Genomic DNA, 14,524 nt, shown 5'->3' on the forward strand with positions numbered 1-14,524 from the left:
CCACAAAACCTATAAATCTTAATAAATAAGCCGTCCTTCAAATGAAGGACGGCTTTTATTTTGTGATATTAACCGATGGAACCTTCCATCTCGAACTTGATCAGACGGTTCATCTCTACCGCATATTCCATTGGCAATTCTTTCGTGAATGGCTCGATGAAGCCCATAACGATCATCTGTGTCGCTTCTGACTCGCTTAGACCACGGCTCATCAAGTAGAACAATTGGTCTTCCGATACTTTGGATACCGTTGCCTCATGCTCCAGCGTGATGTTATCATTCATAATTTCATTGTATGGAATTGTATCTGAAGTCGACTCGTTATCCAAGATCAGCGTATCGCACTTGATGTTCGCTTTGGAGCCCTCCGAATTACGACCGAAGGATGCAAGACCACGGTAAGTTACTTTACCGCCATGCTTACTGATCGATTTCGATACGATTGTTGAAGTTGTATCCGGCGCAAGGTGAATCATTTTTGCCCCTGCATCCTGATGTTGGCCTTTACCAGCAACTGCGATCGATAGAACACTACCTTTCGCGCCACGGCCTTTCAAAATTACCGCAGGGTATTTCATCGTTAACTTGGAACCGATATTCCCGTCAACCCATTCCATCGTCGCATTCTCTTCTGCAACCGCACGTTTCGTAACGAGATTGTAGATGTTCGGTGCCCAGTTCTGGATTGTCGTGTAACGAACGCGTGCGTTCTTACGGCATACGATCTCAACAACCGCACTATGCAACGAGTTTGTGCTATAGATCGGAGCTGTACAGCCTTCGACATAATGTACGAAGCTGTCTTCATCCGCAATGATCAATGTACGTTCGAATTGTCCCATATTTTCGGAGTTAATCCGGAAATATGCTTGTAATGGAATCTCACATTTTACGCCTTTTGGAACATAAATGAAGCTTCCGCCGGACCATACCGCACTGTTCAATGCAGCGAACTTATTGTCTGCTGCCGGAATAACTGTAGCAAAGTATTCTTTGAAGATCTCTGGATGCTCGCGAAGTGCTGTGTCCGTATCCATGAAGATAACGCCTTGATCTTCAAGATCCTTCTGCATGCTGTGGTAGACAACCTCGGATTCGTACTGTGCAGATACCCCTGCTAGGAACTTTTGTTCCGCCTCTGGAATACCTAGCTTATCGAAGGTTTCTTTGATTTCTGTAGGAACCTCTTCCCATGTCTTCCCTTGCTTCTCCGAAGGACGAACATAATACTGGATGTCATTGAAATCTAGGTCATCCAGATCTCCGCCCCATTTTGGCATAGCCATCTTCTCGAACTGTTTCAACGATTTAAGACGGAAGTCTAACATCCATTCCGGCTCATTTTTAATTTTCGAAATTTCACGAACGATTTCCTCTGTTAAGCCTTTACCAGTTTGGAAAACCGCTTTGTGCTCATCACGAAAGCCGTATTTATATTCTTCCATTTCAGGCATTTTTTTTGCCATGCGAGATACACCTACCTTTTCCTTATTATTGTTCTATGCTTGATGATCGTGTTCAATCCCTTTACGCAAGGCATTCCACGCTAAAGTTGCACATTTGATACGTGCTGGAAACTTGTTAACTCCAGACAACGCTTCGATATCTTCAAGCTCCTCGAACTCGACCGCTTCACCTTTCATTAGGCCAGAGAACCGATCTGCCAGTTCCAAAGCTTCTTCGATCGTCTTCCCTTTGACAGCTTCCGTCATCATTGACGCGGAGGATAAGCTAATCGAGCAACCCTCTCCAGAGAATTTAGCTGCCTTGACGACATCCCCATCCATCTGCAGCTGCAGCGAAATTTTGTCGCCACAAGTCGGATTGTTCAAGTTAATCGTTACCGCGCCTTCGTCGAACGTTCCACGATTACGCGGGTTTTTATAATGGTCCATAATGACTCGGCGGTATAAATCATCCAATTGCATAACCAAAATACTCCTTCGTCTGGATTAGACCCTTCACTAAGCGGTCTACGTCTTCCTCTGTATTATACAGATAAAGACTCGCGCGTGCTGTAGAACTTGCTTCCAGCCACCTCATAAGCGGCTGACAGCAGTGGTGGCCTGCACGAATCGCGATTCCTTGCGCGTCGAGCACCGTCGCAACATCATGTGGATGAACGTCGCCTAGATTGAAGGTCACAAGGCCCGCGCGCTTCTGCGGCCCATAAATCGTAATCCCTTCAATTTCAGATAATCGATCCATCGCGTACGCCGTGAGCTGATGCTCATGTCGTTCAATCTCATCCATACCAATTTCTTCGAGGAAATCAATCGCAGCACCAAGACCTACTGCACTTGCAATGATTGGTGTGCCACCTTCAAATCGGTAAGGAATCTCTTTCCACGTGGATTCATAAAGTCCGACTTCATCAATCATTTCCCCGCCGAATTCGATCGGTTCCATATTGTTCAGAAGAGACTTCTTCCCATATAATACGCCGATTCCCGTCGGACCACACATCTTGTGGCCTGAAAATGCATAGAAATCACAATCCAGATCTTGCACATCCACCTTCATATGCGGCGTACTCTGTGCGCCATCCACGACCATCACCGCACCGTGGCGGTGCGCGATTTCAGCAATTTGTTTCACCGGGTTCACAACGCCGAGCACATTGGATACGTAAGTCATCGAGACGACCTTCGTCCGATCCGTAATGATCTGCTCGACATCGGAGAGAAGAATCGTACCATCAGGTTGCAAGGGAATATATTTGAGCATTGCTCCTGTCGCTTTGGCTGCTTGCTGCCAAGGAATCAGATTACTGTGATGTTCCATCGGGGTAATCACAATCTCGTCACCTTCTTGGCAGTTGAGCCTAGCGTATGAGCTCGCTACTAGGTTCAGTGCAGTGGTCGTTCCACGCGTAAATATGATCTCTTCCGAGCGCTTCGCGTTAATGAATCGGGCCACTTTTTCACGCGCGCCTTCGTAAGCGTCTGTGGCACGAGATCCTAGCGTATGAACGCCGCGATGCACATTGGCATTATCATGCTCATAGTATTGCTTCACCGCTTCAATGACCGAGATGGGCTTCTGTGATGAAGCCGCACTATCGAGGTAGACGAGTGGATGTCCGTTAACTTCCTGGTCTAAGATCGGGAAGAGCTTACGAATTTGCGCACTGTTCATTGTCCTAACTTCCTTTCCATCAAGCTGCGAAGTTGCTCTTGAACATTCTCAAGTGGGATCTCGGAAATAACCGGAGCCAAGAATCCATGAATAATCAAGCGTTCAGCATCTTGCTTCGAAATTCCGCGTGACATTAGGTAGTAGACTTGCTCAGGATTTACTTGTCCAACAGAAGCCGCATGACCCGCCGTTACATCGTCCTCATCAATGAGAAGAATCGGGTTCGCGTCCCCACGAGCTTTCGGACTAAGCATAAGAACTTTCTCTGTCTGCTCACCATTCGCTTTTGTTGAACCCTTCTCAATTTTCGTAATACCGTTGATGATCGCGCTAGCTTGATCGCGCATTACCGCACGTGTGAACATTTGGCTGTCAGAGCTTTTACCGAAATGAACGGCTTTCGTCGTAATGCTAAGCTTCTGGTCATTCGTTCCTGCACAGATGACTTTCGCATCCGAAGATGAGCCATTTCCTTTCAGAACGGACATCGTCTCCGATACCGCGTTACCATTGTGCATCTCACCGATAATCCACTCAATGCGTCCGTCGTTCTCTACAACAGCTCGGCGGTATGTCACGTTCGTTGCATTCAAGTGGTGAACGGAAGCAAAACGTACGTTAGCTCCAGCATTAACAAATACTTCAACAACGCCATTGTGAACGACTTGATCTACGCCAACAGCGTCTGTCGACAAGTAATTATCAACATAGGTTACGCGGCTGTTCGAATCCGCGATAAGTAGGACATGCGGTGCAAATGTTGCATTCGCATCATCTGCCATCAATACGGCTTGCAATGGCAAATCCACTTCAACATTCTTCGGCACATAGACGAATACGCCGCCGTTCCATATTGCTGTGTGCAATGCTGCAAGACGATTCTCATCCTTCTTCACAGCTTGGAATAGATATTTCTGTACTAAATCGGCATGTTTCTCAACCGCTGTCTGCAAATCCGTGAAAATAACACCTTTCGCTGCGAGCTCAGCAGATAATTGCTGAAACACAACGCTCGAGTTACGCTGTACTAGAACGCTGCTGTTCTCTTCTAATTTCACAAGAGTTTGCAAGGATTCTGGCAATTCATTCACCGACTGAATCGCTGGGGATTTCGTATATGTTCCGTAGGTATCTAAATTCCAACGGCTAATTTTTTGTTTCTCTACGATGGGTAATTCCAATTGACCTGCAAGCTCCAAAGCTTCCAAACGTAACGCCGACAACCAAGCTGGCTCATTGTTGTTCTGCGACAACGCCGCTAACGTCTCACGGTCAATAGGAAGGATTGTTTGTGTTGTCATCTTCTTTACTCCTCCTCTATTCGCTCTTCGATTAAGCTTCTTGACCTACCGTTTCATCAACAATGCCGAGCTCTTCTTTAACCCAGTCATAACCTTCGTTCTCGAGACGCTCTGCAAGCTCAGGACCGCCGGATTTCACGATACGTCCTTGCATCATAACGTGTACGAAGTCTGGTTTGATGTAGTTAAGTAGACGTTGGTAGTGCGTAATAATCAAGAATCCACGATCTTCACTGCGCATCGTGTTCACGCCGTTTGCTACGATTTTGAGTGCATCGATGTCAAGACCGGAGTCGATCTCATCAAGGATCACAATGCTCGGATCAAGCAGCAACATTTGGAGGATTTCGTTACGTTTCTTCTCACCGCCGGAGAAGCCTTCGTTCAAGTAACGGTGTGCGAATTCAGGGTTCATCTCAAGCTCTTTCATTTTACCTTCCATTTGGCGAATGAACTTGATCAAGGAGATCTCGTTACCTTCTTCGCGGCGAGCATTGATTGCACTGCGCAAGAAGTCGGAGTTCGTTACACCTGCGATTTCACTTGGGTACTGCATCGCTAAGAATAGACCTGCGCGAGCGCGCTCATCTACTGCCATTTCAAGCACGTCTTCACCGTTAAGCTCTACGCTGCCATCTGTTACTTCATATTTAGGATGCCCCATCAATGCGGAAGCTAATGTACTTTTACCTGTACCGTTCGGACCCATGATCGCATGAATCTCGCCGCCTTTAATCTCTAAGCTAAGACCTTTCAGAATCTCTTTTCCTTCGATCTCAGCCTTCAAACCGTCAATTTTAAAATGTGTTGCCATGTTTTTGGAACTCCCTTCGAGCATCTATGTTTATTTTTTGAACATCAAAACAAATATTACTTTATAATCATTCTAAATTGATTCTCACTGATTATCAACAGTAATTTTACTTTATTTTCATCTTGAAAGCAATGAAACCGATTTTGGGGCGCGCAGCCTGTCCGTCCATGTAAGATTACGGCTCAGTTCACGCTTCTAGCGCTCTACGAATCGACTCAACCTGCTCTTGAAACTTTTCATCCGATAATACGGGCACGAGCTTACTTCGCTCAATGGATGTCACCTGCGTCGGCAGATTTACCCATGACTTACAACCTAGATATTCTTCTTCAATCTCAATCGAAAGTCCCGGATCCAGCTTATAGACACGCAGGAGCAAGACATGCAGCGGAAGCTTCTTCTTCCATTTCAGCCGTTCTTCTGCAAAGTGATCCGTCCAAATATGGAAATCTCGAAGCCGATTCAGCGTCTCTTGATCATGAATCTCGATATCTTCGATGACCTCCGCATACAAACGAAGCGTTACCGTTGTATCATCCTTCGACCATCCAGCTAGCGTTACATCGATATCGGATTGATTCGCTTCCTTCAGCAGCTCTCTGCGCTGATGTTCATAAGTAGGATACACATAAAAGGACGGGCTCTTCAGTTCAAAATGCCGTGTCTCTTCAACAATTCCTCCTTTGCGCATCAGCAAGATTTGCTTCCCTGACGCAAGAGCTTCTATGGCGACGGCCCACTCTTTTAATGCGACGGGTTGTGCGTTATTCTGCATGTAAGTAACCGCCTTTCTCACCAACAATATCACTATTATACCTTGATTTCGACAAGAGTTCATCTTTCGCCAGCAAATCTCCCGAAAATTCGCCGTGATTTTTGTCACATCGTCACAATTTAACTATTTTAACATTGGTTCTTATCCAGTATACTTAGGGACAACTATACCATTCCAATGGGAGAATATTGAATTATGGAGGTGGGGCAGAGGTGTCCGCATATCATCCTTTAACCCTCGAAGAAGCAACTCAAATCGCGAGAGAAATTCCAGATTTATTCCATGAACAAGCCGATCTGTCAGCACGTGAAATCGGAGACGGCAACCTGAATCTCGTCTTTCATATTTCGGATGCAGCATCGAATAAGAGCATCATTCTCAAGCAAGCACTCCCTTATGCCAAAGTCGTCGGGGAATCGTGGCCCCTCACCTTGGACCGTGCAAGAATTGAGAGCGTAGCACTCCTCCTAGAGCATCAGCTATGTCCGGACCTTGTACCTACCGTGTACCGCTATGATGCAGAGCTCGCCATGACGATCATGGAAGATTTAAGCGATCACACGATTATGCGCAAAGGCTTAATTGAGGGTCATCGTTACCCGCTGTTCGCAGGTCATATTGCGGAGTTTCTTGCAAGAATGCTCTTCTTCACTTCCGACCTTGGCAAGAACCAACAGGCGAAGAAAGAAGCCGTCAAGCAGTTCATTAATCCCGAGCTATGCAAAATTACAGAGGATCTCATCTTCGCTGATCCTTATTTCGATAGCGAGACCAATAACTTCAACCCTGCCATCCGTGATGCGGTTGAAGCGCTATGGGCCGATCAGCCGCTCAAGCTGGAAGTTGCTCAATTAAGGGAGAAATTCCTTACTTCGGCACAAGCCCTTTTGCACGGTGACCTCCATACAGGCAGCATCTTCATAACGGAACAATCGACCAAAGTGATCGATCCAGAATTCGCTTATTACGGTCCGATGGGATTCGATATTGCCGCAGTTCTCTCGAACCTTGCCATGAATTACATCGGTCAAGCCTATTGGAGCAAGACGAGTGAGGCTCGCGAATCCTATCGTGATTATCTCACCGAGACGCTTCGCGAGATCTGGTCCGCATTCGACAAAAACTTCCGTGCCCTTTGGAATGAACATACTGTAGACCCACTGGCGAATACGCCGGGCTATCAAGACCTCTACATGCAGCGGTTATTGCAAGATGCGATTGGATTCGCGGGCTGCAAGATGATTCGCCGCACGATTGGACTGGCCCATGTCGCAGATATCGATACCATAGCAGATACGGCTATGAAAGAACGTGCAGAACGCATTGCACTTGCAATCGGTCGCACGCTTATTATGGAACACCGTCAGGCGAAGACCTTTGATACATTTATTGACACTCTAGAACAAGCGATAGAAGGAGTTCATGCATCATGACGAACGCACCTCTGCAATCCGTCCGTTGGGCGGATACACATCTAGACTTATTGGATCAACGACTACTTCCCGAGCAAATCGTGATGCTTCCCCTTACAACGGTGGAGCAAGTATGGGAAGCGATCCGCCACCTGGCGGTTCGTGGCGCACCTGCCATTGGAATTGCAGCAGCGTACGGCGTTGCCATGGGTGGCCGAGCACTTCAGATGGAAGAACCTGCTGCATGGCTGCAAGAAGTTCTTAAGGCGGCAGAATACCTCGCAACTTCGCGTCCGACGGCAGTCAATCTGTTCTGGGCACTAGACCGCATGAAACGTTGTGCTGAAGGTGTCGCAACGGATGGTTCGACACTTGCAGGACGGAATGCTGCGCTGCTCGAAGAGGCGCATCGCATTCAAGCTGAAGATGAAGAAGTCTGCCGCCTTATCGGTGAGCATGCATTAACGTTGTTCGAGGATGGCATGGGTGTGCTTACGCATTGTAACGCCGGCGGTCTTGCTACAGCGAAGTACGGTACGGCACTCGCGCCATTCTATCTTGCCAAAGAGCAAGGTATGCATCTGAAAGTATTCGCAGACGAGACACGCCCTGTCTTGCAAGGCGCACGCTTAACGGCCTTCGAACTCCAACAAGCCGGCGTCGATGTCACATTGATCTGTGACAACATGGCTGGTTATGTGATGTCCAAGGGTTGGATCCAGGCTGTAATCGTCGGTACCGACCGCGTAGCAGCGAACGGGGATGTCGCAAACAAGATTGGTACGTACAGCGTTGCTGTTCTTGCCAAGGCGCATAACATTCCTTTCTATGTTGCGAGTCCATTGTCTACGATTGATTTGAATACAGCCAGCGGCGCGGATATTCCAATTGAAGAACGCCCGGATTCGGAGATTACCGAGGGATTTGGGAAGCGTACTGCACCTCAGGATATCAAAGTGTTCAATCCTGCCTTTGACGTGACGTCTCATGAATATGTAAGTGCGATTATCACGGAAAAAGGAATTATTAAACCGCCTTTCCATGTGAACTTGCCGAAGTTATTTAACTAAATAAATCAAAGGTACAGAAGGCATTCATGTCATCATGAAACCTCTGTACCTTTTTTCGGTTCATAATCAATTGACTATACCATCATCAGAATAGCATCTTTCCCTGTCATGCCGGGATGAATACCAAGCGCATCTGCTTCATGGGTCACGGACTCTAACGGGGCTTCTAACAATTCAGTCAAGGTCTTAACACCAACGGCTCTACCAGCAATAATGTTCCGGTCCTTCAATTTGTCATTGAGTAGTCCAACATCTAACGCGCCGCACATAATGTAGCCCCGTTCGGTTGTCACAGCAAGCAGCGTCGTCTTCGGCAATTTGACTTCAACCCCGATGACTGTCACGCTACCTATTTGAATCGGCTCAACCCGAACCATCATTTATCACTTCCTTCATATCGCGACTTTTATAATATATGCGATTCATCAATTTTAGTTCTACATCTGATTTCAGAAACGTGGTACAATAGCACTACTCTTTATCACCGAAGTTGGAGGCGGCATATAGGCATTATGGATAACAATTCACGATCAGACACATCACAGCCAATAGGATACTTGAACCAAGTTGATTTGGCCCAAGCATTATCGCCTAAAAATCCAACGGATGTACAGCTATCTATCAAAGACATTATTCTGGCAGCCATACACCAATCAAAATTGATTCGTTTTATTGTGAACAAAGGACGCGGCGTTCAGCAGAGTATTCCTGGACGCATCTTAGATTTTGACCCAATCCGGTCCTTGATCCATGTCTATCATGTGGATGAGAAACAGGTCTACATTCTAAACCTCACGGAAATTGATGAATTTATCGTCTAAAACAGACAGCGAAAAGGGAGCCCCTCAGGAGCTCCCTTTATCTATCATGACACGACATTCTCGGTCAGCATCTCTTCAATTCTATAGACAGGTACAGGCGGACTATAGTAGTAGCCTTGAATTTCATCGCAGCAGTGCGCCTTCAAAAAGTCAACTTGTTCCTCGGACTCGACACCTTCGGCGATGACTTGCAAATTCAGATGATGCGCCATCGCGATAATCGACGCCACAATGGCCGCTGCGCTTCGATCTTCCATAATATCGCGAACGAAAGAACGATCTATTTTGAGCCGATTGATCGAGAAATCTTTCAAATAGCTGAATGAACTATATCCGGTACCAAAATCATCGATACTAATCCCTACGCCTAGCTCACGCAGCTCCTTCAGACAATTGGATGCATGATCCACGTCCATCGTCATGCTCTCTGTAATCTCGAGATCCAAATACTTCGCCTCGAGTCCCGTCTTCTCTAGCACTTGGCCAACCTTCTCATTCAAATTCTGAAGTAAAAATTGACGCATCGATAAGTTAACAGAGATCGGTATCGACGGCAATCCCGCTTGCTGCCAAGCTTTATTCTGTCTGCACGCTTCTTCTAGCACCCATTCGCCCATCGGGACGATCAAGCCATTCTCTTCAGCCAGTGGAATGAACTGGTCCGGCGGGATCAGCCCTTTCTCAGGATGCTTCCAGCGAATCAGTGCCTCCGCGCCAACAATTTGTCCGGTCTCCATATGTACTTGTGGCTGGTAATAGAGTAGGAACTCTCCATTTCGCATCGCTTTGCGCAGTTCATGCTGTAAGGTCAGACGCTCTAGGGACTTGGTCGACATCTCTGAAGAGTACATCTTATAATGATTTTTCCCTTTATTCTTCACGGTGGAGAGCGCAATATCTGCTTGTTTGATCAGCTGTCTCGCATCGCCTTGATGTCCCCTGCTCATCGATAAGCCTATGCTCGCCGTCAGATGGATGGGTTGATCTTTCAAAATAAACGGATCATCGAGCACTTGAACAATCTGCATACCCTTCTGAAACGCTTCTTCCTCCGTACTGATATTCACAAAATAAAAAATAAACTCATCCCCGTCCATTCTCGCAACGAAATCATATTCCGTTACGATCCGGGTAAGCCGTTCTGCAATCTGAAGCAGCAGCATATCCCCGAAATCTTGACCGAAGGAGTCATTCACGAGCTTGAATCGATCCAGATCCATATAGGCGACGGCGACCCCCACATCCGCGGAACGTGTCGCATCCAATAGATCTGTAAGCCGTTCCAAGAACAATCGCCGATTCGGAAGGCCCGTCATATCGTCATAATAGGACATATATCGAATACGATCATTCACACGTCGTCGATCACTCACGTCCTGGCTAATCAGCATTACACGTTCAAGCCGGTCTTCCTTCATGATCGGATAGATCACCATTTGCAGATCGATTCGGATTCCTCTCTTATCATCGAAATAGGTCGACTTCTGGGTTGCTTTCCCTTGCAAAATATTGGCATGAATCTGCTCATCACTCAACAACAACCGATAATCCATGCCGATTAATTCATGTTCTTCATATCCAGTCAACTCACAGGTATGATGATTGGCATTTGCGATCTTCCCGTTCAGCTCTAATTCAATCACAGAGATCGGGTAATATTCCATTATCGCCCTCAGCAGCTGGTCATTAGAAGATTGCTTCTTCGCCTCCATTGCCACGATCCTCTCTTTATCTATGAGTTACGTAAAGCCGCTACTGCTAGCAACAACCATCCGAGCAGGAATGCAACGCCGCCGAGCGGTGTAATAATACCTAGAACCATAATGCCTGTAACACTGAGTAGATACAGGCTTCCGGAGAATAGAATAATGCCTGTAAATAGAAGTCGTCCTGACCATAACAATTGACGCGAACTCTTCAAGTGCCCTGAGAGAAGCGCAATGACGAGGATACCTAACGCATGAATCATATGGTAATGAACGCCTGTCTCATATGTATTGAGCTGCGACTCCGTCAATATGGATTTCAAGCCATGGGCACCGAATGCACCCAGAGCTACGGCAACAAGTAAATTTAGACTGCCGATCACGACGTACTTACGTAACATGGTCGAATCTCCTTTTCTGCTTTCCATATTTTAAACTTAGCTTAACCTCCTCTATCATAATAAAAAACGTCGTAATTTTCCATATCCTCCACGAAAACGACAATGATTCAATCCTTCCGCTGATCCACGCTCACTGAATGCGGTCACATATCGTTCGCTCTTCTGAATATATTAGAATAACAGGCGATCAAGCACGCGAACGATTTTTTTGGGGAGGGGTTCCTGTATGGATAGAATGGATCAAGTGATGTCCATCGTGTCGCGAGAAGACTGGTCTTTGCATCGAAAAGGGTTCCAAGATCAATCTCGCCATCAGCAAAAAGTCCGTGACGCGATTAAACAGAATTTACCCGATCTCGTCACCGAAGAGAACATTATCATGTCAGACGGCAAGCAAATCATTAAAGTCCCCATCCGCAGTCTGGATGAGTTTCGTTTTATTTATAATTACAATAAGAAGAAACATGTCGGCCAAGGGGATGGAGATAGTCAAGTCGGAGATGTCCTCGGTACCGATCCGAAGAGCGGACCTGGCAAAGGGGACAAAGCAGGAGATCAGCCAGGCCAAGATCTTGTCGAGGCCGAAGTGAGTATCGAAGAGTTGGAGACGATGTTATTCGAAGAACTCGAACTTCCCAATCTGCAGCAGAAAGACAAAGATCAATTGGAGACAACCGAAATTCAATTCAATGATATCCGCAAGACCGGAATCATGTCCAACATTGATAAGAAACGCACCATTCTTGAGAATTTGCGCCGCAACGCCACAGCAGGCGATCCTGGTATTCATGGCATTTCTCCGGAAGACCTTCGTTATAAGACCTGGGAAGAGATCGTGACGCCTCATTCCAATGCCGTGATCATCGCCATGATGGATACCTCCGGTTCCTTGGGTATCTCATAATGAACCATTAGGATACTCCCCCCTCTCCTATTGATAGCGATTGCATAACATCGCAGAGACAGTTCGTTATTCAGGTCAGATGACTTCTACATATTAGACTCGTCACTTCACTTGGCTTATGGTATTCGATTCCATTGGCTCGTTGACTTCGCATCCGTCACACAGACTATACAGAATCGTTACTTTGTACGCATCAATCTCATCAATCACTTCATTACACTGTTTGCAGAGAACAACACCAAACTTTAAGCTGTCGCCATGCGTTGGCATTCACTTTCACTCCTTCATGTAATGGGTTAAAATCAGACTTCATTAGAAGCATATGCGAAGGCGATGTCGTACCATTCCATTTATTTCCATAAAGTGAAGCTTTGGCTCCAAAGCTGATCCAAGTGCTTTGCGGGGGCCCCGAACACGTATTACGCAATACGAACAAAAAAGCCTGCACCGCGAACCTCGGGTTCTGCAAGTACAGGCTATAAACATTCTCGATTCAATTGAGTCTGCTATACGCAGCTTTTCATCGCGACATTGGAGGCATGGTAGACTGGCAGCAGCAAATATTCTTCTGCAATTTCCTCTTGGTCAATGACCATCCCCGGTTTCTTCATATAACCGATCCCTCTTCCAAAAAGAATGGACTTTGTCCCCGCTGAGCTACTTACAATCACGGTATTATGGGATAAAATTTGAGTAATTTTACGATCCGACATCGTCATCCCTCCAAAAAGTGATAGTCATTTTCACTCTCCATTTGAACGCGTTAGCTTTGTTGCTGCGCTTGGAATCGCCCAAGACTTGTATTCGTTCCCCCCTATATCATAAGATAGCAACAATATTTCTAAGTTATTTCGACAGCCTAACTTAAATTCCTTCGCAATCGAGGCGATTAATTCATTTTTTCCCATACGGAAATTAGATGGAAGTCATATCCAGACGATCTCATTCCTCCATGCTTCAAGCTTCCTCGCATAGGACATTGTGTTCGCCGGGCTCGTCGAAGGAAGCTTGTACAGCGTCATATGCTCCAGATCAAGATGCGGCGCCACCTGTCGCATGAACACCTCATAAGCTTTCGTTCCATTGAACAATAGATGGGTAATATGAGGATACGATGCGAATAACGATACGAAGTCATTCGGCACGGCCTCTTGAATATTCGAATCCAGACTCCCTTCTCGGACACACTCTCCTAATACATCCCACAAGCCGATCCCTTTCGAACTTGCAAATGCAATGCGTTGATCATAATCCGTCTCAAGCTGGAGTTGGTTCAAGTCATAGAGGATCCTCCAGAAATGATTCCTCGGATGTGCATAATATTGATGCTGCACTAGCGAGACAACGCCTGGCATAGAACCTAGAATCAATTTATTGGACTGGTCATTGACAATGGGTGAAAATGATTGGACGCGCATAAGTTCTCCTTATTTGTATATGGTAAGTAACATTATAACGAAAACACTCTGAAGGAAAAACCTGACTGATATCAGAACGTTGTCTCATAATATCAAAGCCCGTTCGAATCCGAACGGGCTTCTTACCTATTCATTATGATGAAATCGGTCCGTCCTTTGGACTTGTTCCTAGCACGGCTCCAATTCCACATAATCCATCGTGTTATATAGAATTTTCGTGATGACAGTTCGCCCATGATGGCTATAACGAATACCGAACATCGTTGTCGTTGCCATGACAATATGCCCTGTATAACTAGTGCCATCCTGCAACACCACATTCACACGATTGCCGACATTATTTTTGCAAAAATCACGAATATCGGATGGTGTCATCGATCGTGACATAAGTTCATCCCCTTTTACTCCTACGCAGGTTTCCTACGATCCTATAACAACGTAATGAATCTCACACGGAAAAAAGGAATCACAATGATAACATTGAGCCCGCGCCGTCTCACTCGCAATCGGAAAGATCTTCTATCTGCAGATAAGATTCGCCCCCTATGAATGGTGCCATCAAACAAACCGACAAGCACACGATCTCCAACATGATTCTTAACAAAGCGACGAACTCGACGGACATGATCCCATATACTCCATTTCACCTCAGCCTTGGACCAACACTTCCTCTCTGATCGATATACTATAAAATATGAATCTCTGAATCATTCGGATTGTTCTTATGTCCTAATAGATTTACACAATTCTATTGTTAACATTTC

16 protein-coding genes and 1 pseudogene are annotated in these 14,524 nt (G+C 46.1%); 4 read left to right on the top strand and 13 right to left on the bottom strand.

Going from position 1 to position 14,524, the window contains the following annotated elements; translation table 11 throughout:
• Positions 1 to 68 precede the first annotated feature (68 nt).
• The 6 genes from sufB to ACFQZR_RS23090 all read right to left on the bottom strand — a co-directional run bounded on the left by sufB (position 69) and on the right by ACFQZR_RS23090 (position 6,028).
• Entirely contained in the window at positions 69 to 1,466 is a 1,398-nt protein-coding gene (sufB, locus tag ACFQZR_RS23065; RefSeq protein WP_379350284.1) for a Fe-S cluster assembly protein SufB, read from the bottom strand.
• Between the two features lie 33 nt (positions 1,467 to 1,499).
• Complete coding sequence (gene sufU, locus ACFQZR_RS23070; protein ID WP_018756120.1) at positions 1,500 to 1,928, bottom strand: Fe-S cluster assembly sulfur transfer protein SufU; 429 nt, start codon at positions 1,926 to 1,928, stop codon at positions 1,500 to 1,502.
• Entirely contained in the window at positions 1,915 to 3,138 is a 1,224-nt protein-coding gene (locus tag ACFQZR_RS23075) for a cysteine desulfurase (protein WP_379350287.1), read from the bottom strand. Before ACFQZR_RS23075 ends, sufU begins: the two co-directional genes overlap by 14 nt.
• Positions 3,135 to 4,439, bottom strand: coding sequence for a Fe-S cluster assembly protein SufD (sufD, locus tag ACFQZR_RS23080; RefSeq protein ID WP_379350289.1), 1,305 nt, complete (start codon positions 4,437 to 4,439; stop codon positions 3,135 to 3,137). Before sufD ends, ACFQZR_RS23075 begins: the two co-directional genes overlap by 4 nt.
• Positions 4,440 to 4,470: 31 nt before the next feature.
• Positions 4,471 to 5,253, bottom strand: coding sequence for a Fe-S cluster assembly ATPase SufC (gene sufC, locus ACFQZR_RS23085; RefSeq protein ID WP_018756123.1), 783 nt, complete (start codon positions 5,251 to 5,253; stop codon positions 4,471 to 4,473).
• A gap of 187 nt (positions 5,254 to 5,440) precedes the next feature.
• Complete coding sequence (locus tag ACFQZR_RS23090) at positions 5,441 to 6,028, bottom strand: DUF1802 family protein (protein WP_379350292.1); 588 nt, start codon at positions 6,026 to 6,028, stop codon at positions 5,441 to 5,443.
• Positions 6,029 to 6,240: 212 nt separating this feature from the next.
• On the opposite strand from ACFQZR_RS23090, the gene mtnK reads away from it, so the two are divergent.
• Together mtnK and mtnA are read left to right on the top strand one after the other, a co-directional pair.
• Positions 6,241 to 7,461: an S-methyl-5-thioribose kinase gene (gene mtnK / locus ACFQZR_RS23095; protein ID WP_379350294.1), complete on the top strand. Its 1,221-nt coding sequence runs from the start codon at positions 6,241 to 6,243 to the stop codon at positions 7,459 to 7,461.
• Positions 7,458 to 8,510 (top strand): S-methyl-5-thioribose-1-phosphate isomerase, encoded by a 1,053-nt coding sequence (gene mtnA, locus ACFQZR_RS23100; protein WP_379350296.1) that lies wholly within the window; start codon positions 7,458 to 7,460, stop codon positions 8,508 to 8,510. The genes mtnK and mtnA overlap by 4 nt, the downstream gene beginning before the upstream one ends.
• A 74-nt stretch (positions 8,511 to 8,584) precedes the next feature.
• On the opposite strand, the gene ACFQZR_RS23105 is transcribed toward mtnA, so the two are convergent.
• Positions 8,585 to 8,887 carry a YunC family protein gene (locus ACFQZR_RS23105; RefSeq protein WP_379350966.1) on the bottom strand — a complete coding sequence of 101 codons (303 nt, stop codon included), beginning with the start codon at positions 8,885 to 8,887 and terminating at the stop codon, positions 8,585 to 8,587.
• A 135-nt stretch (positions 8,888 to 9,022) separates the two neighbouring features.
• Here ACFQZR_RS23105 and ACFQZR_RS23110 point away from each other — a divergent pair, with 135 nt between their 5' ends.
• The gene (locus ACFQZR_RS23110) at positions 9,023 to 9,331 is read left to right on the top strand and encodes a hypothetical protein (RefSeq protein WP_379350298.1); all 309 of its coding nucleotides are present in this window, start codon (positions 9,023 to 9,025) and stop codon (positions 9,329 to 9,331) included.
• A gap of 44 nt (positions 9,332 to 9,375) precedes the next feature.
• Here the strand turns inward: ACFQZR_RS23110 and ACFQZR_RS23115 are convergent, their stop codons facing one another.
• Positions 9,376 to 11,043, bottom strand: a complete 1,668-nt coding sequence (locus ACFQZR_RS23115; protein WP_379350300.1) for a putative bifunctional diguanylate cyclase/phosphodiesterase — start codon at positions 11,041 to 11,043, stop codon at positions 9,376 to 9,378.
• A 20-nt stretch (positions 11,044 to 11,063) separates the two neighbouring features.
• Positions 11,064 to 11,438 (bottom strand): DUF423 domain-containing protein, encoded by a 375-nt coding sequence (locus ACFQZR_RS23120; RefSeq protein WP_379350302.1) that lies wholly within the window; start codon positions 11,436 to 11,438, stop codon positions 11,064 to 11,066.
• Between the two features lie 235 nt (positions 11,439 to 11,673).
• Between ACFQZR_RS23120 and ACFQZR_RS23125 the strand changes: the two are divergent.
• Positions 11,674 to 12,333: pseudogene (locus ACFQZR_RS23125) on the top strand (DUF444 family protein); the annotation flags it as partial.
• A 111-nt stretch (positions 12,334 to 12,444) separates the two neighbouring features.
• Here ACFQZR_RS23125 and ACFQZR_RS23130 read toward each other — a convergent pair.
• The 4 genes from ACFQZR_RS23130 to ACFQZR_RS23145 form a co-directional block, all read right to left on the bottom strand.
• Positions 12,445 to 12,612, bottom strand: coding sequence for a GapA-binding peptide SR1P (locus tag ACFQZR_RS23130; protein ID WP_379350304.1), 168 nt, complete (start codon positions 12,610 to 12,612; stop codon positions 12,445 to 12,447).
• Positions 12,613 to 12,848: 236 nt separating this feature from the next.
• Positions 12,849 to 13,055 (bottom strand): CAT RNA binding domain-containing protein, encoded by a 207-nt coding sequence (locus ACFQZR_RS23135; protein ID WP_018756133.1) that lies wholly within the window; start codon positions 13,053 to 13,055, stop codon positions 12,849 to 12,851.
• 213 nt (positions 13,056 to 13,268) lie between these two features.
• The gene (locus tag ACFQZR_RS23140) at positions 13,269 to 13,760 is read right to left on the bottom strand and encodes a DNA-deoxyinosine glycosylase (protein WP_379350307.1); all 492 of its coding nucleotides are present in this window, start codon (positions 13,758 to 13,760) and stop codon (positions 13,269 to 13,271) included.
• A gap of 168 nt (positions 13,761 to 13,928) precedes the next feature.
• Positions 13,929 to 14,147, bottom strand: a complete 219-nt coding sequence (locus tag ACFQZR_RS23145) for a hypothetical protein (RefSeq protein ID WP_379350309.1) — start codon at positions 14,145 to 14,147, stop codon at positions 13,929 to 13,931.
• Positions 14,148 to 14,524: the final 377 nt, after the last annotated feature.

The sequence above is a fragment of the Paenibacillus sp. GCM10027629 genome (assembly GCF_042676425.1).
GTDB lineage: Bacteria > Bacillota > Bacilli > Paenibacillales > Paenibacillaceae > Paenibacillus_K > Paenibacillus_K terrigena.

Coding starts and splice junctions, on each gene's coding strand:
- sufB (WP_379350284.1), bottom strand. CDS start 1,466: ATGGCAAAAAAAATGCCTGAAATGGAAGAATATAAATACGGCTTTCGT.
- sufU (WP_018756120.1), bottom strand. CDS start 1,928: ATGCAATTGGATGATTTATACCGCCGAGTCATTATGGACCATTATAAA.
- ACFQZR_RS23075 (WP_379350287.1), bottom strand. CDS start 3,138: ATGAACAGTGCGCAAATTCGTAAGCTCTTCCCGATCTTAGACCAGGAA.
- sufD (WP_379350289.1), bottom strand. CDS start 4,439: ATGACAACACAAACAATCCTTCCTATTGACCGTGAGACGTTAGCGGCG.
- sufC (WP_018756123.1), bottom strand. CDS start 5,253: ATGGCAACACATTTTAAAATTGACGGTTTGAAGGCTGAGATCGAAGGA.
- ACFQZR_RS23090 (WP_379350292.1), bottom strand. CDS start 6,028: ATGCAGAATAACGCACAACCCGTCGCATTAAAAGAGTGGGCCGTCGCC.
- mtnA (WP_379350296.1), top strand. CDS start 7,458: ATGACGAACGCACCTCTGCAATCCGTCCGTTGGGCGGATACACATCTA.
- ACFQZR_RS23105 (WP_379350966.1), bottom strand. CDS start 8,887: ATGGTTCGGGTTGAGCCGATTCAAATAGGTAGCGTGACAGTCATCGGG.
- ACFQZR_RS23110 (WP_379350298.1), top strand. CDS start 9,023: ATGGATAACAATTCACGATCAGACACATCACAGCCAATAGGATACTTG.
- ACFQZR_RS23115 (WP_379350300.1), bottom strand. CDS start 11,043: ATGGAGGCGAAGAAGCAATCTTCTAATGACCAGCTGCTGAGGGCGATA.
- ACFQZR_RS23120 (WP_379350302.1), bottom strand. CDS start 11,438: ATGTTACGTAAGTACGTCGTGATCGGCAGTCTAAATTTACTTGTTGCC.
- ACFQZR_RS23130 (WP_379350304.1), bottom strand. CDS start 12,612: ATGCCAACGCATGGCGACAGCTTAAAGTTTGGTGTTGTTCTCTGCAAA.
- ACFQZR_RS23135 (WP_018756133.1), bottom strand. CDS start 13,055: ATGTCGGATCGTAAAATTACTCAAATTTTATCCCATAATACCGTGATT.
- ACFQZR_RS23140 (WP_379350307.1), bottom strand. CDS start 13,760: ATGCGCGTCCAATCATTTTCACCCATTGTCAATGACCAGTCCAATAAA.
- ACFQZR_RS23145 (WP_379350309.1), bottom strand. CDS start 14,147: ATGTCACGATCGATGACACCATCCGATATTCGTGATTTTTGCAAAAAT.